Genomic DNA, 1014 nt, shown 5'->3' on the forward strand with positions numbered 1-1014 from the left:
AAGCTTCCTGCCCACTCCAATGTCCGGGGTGCTTCTTACTATGCGGATCATGAAGGTCATTTGAAATGAGCACGCAACAACTGATAGAGCAAATCAGAGAGCTTCGGCTACCGGGCTTTGAGCAAGCATTGCCCCGTATGTTTGAAACACCCGACCAGATGAAACTGCCTTTTGAAGATCGTCTCAGCCTGTTACTTGAAGCTGAAACGCTGGATCGTAAGCAGCGCAAACAGCAACGACTCAGGAAGGCGGCAAAAATCAAGCAGGCCAGCGCCTACGTGGAAGATATTGATTATGCGGCCAGTCGGGGGATTGATCGGGGTGCATTAGAAACACTGTGTCGATGCGACTGGATAACCAGAAATCAGTTTTTATTGATGCCATTATGGATCGTCTGATTCACCGTTCACACCGTCTGGAACTGTCAGGGGAGTCAATGCGTAAGAAGCAAAGTCTCAGTTCGGTAAAACAGGAATAATATTCAGTAAACCGCAGGCGTGAACAATCAAAAAGGGAACCACAGACCAGTTCTTAAATAATCTATGGTTCCCGTATCTGCAAACTGATGAATACGCCGGATACGGTGCTGTGGCTGAAAAAAAAGACCTTTGGTACTCAGGCAGTGCCATTTTTTACAGCCTGATCGAAAGTGCAAAGGCTAATGGACTGGAACTCTACGATTATCTCTGTCGTGAATTGTAACGAGTACCCGGCTGTAATTCTGTGGATGCTTTGGAAGTCTTGTTGCTATAGCAATTATGTGAACAGAGTCAAAAAATATATTGACTTTATTTATAGCTGTTGACACCGATTTACACTGCTGTTTGAATGTGTTTCATTCAATAAGAACAACTCAATAGTGAAAGGGATACATGGAATGACCCGAGGAATGATGGCCTACGTTCGTGGCCGTACTGCTTATATCCAGTCTTTCGCTGGTACCTGGAAAGAATCGCCTGTTATCAGTAGATGTCGCAAGCTGAAAAGCTTTCCTTCTCCAAGCCTCTTCTAACT

The 1014-nt window shown here is 45.1% G+C and carries 2 protein-coding genes; both read left to right on the forward strand.

Annotated features, from left to right (window positions below):
• The first annotated feature begins 65 nt into the window (after window positions 1–65).
• The gene (locus ACO6VE_RS24650; protein ID WP_422464167.1) at window positions 66–398 is read left to right on the forward strand and encodes an ATP-binding protein; all 333 of its coding nucleotides are present in this window, start codon (window positions 66–68) and stop codon (window positions 396–398) included.
• On the forward strand, window positions 386–478 hold the full coding sequence (locus tag ACO6VE_RS24655) for a hypothetical protein (protein ID WP_422464169.1): 93 nt from the start codon (window positions 386–388) through the stop codon (window positions 476–478). The genes ACO6VE_RS24650 and ACO6VE_RS24655 overlap by 13 nt, the downstream gene beginning before the upstream one ends.
• Window positions 479–1014: the final 536 nt, after the last annotated feature.

The sequence above is a fragment of the Endozoicomonas sp. ALB115 genome (genome assembly GCF_049310245.1).
Classification (GTDB): Bacteria; Pseudomonadota; Gammaproteobacteria; order Pseudomonadales; family Endozoicomonadaceae; genus Endozoicomonas.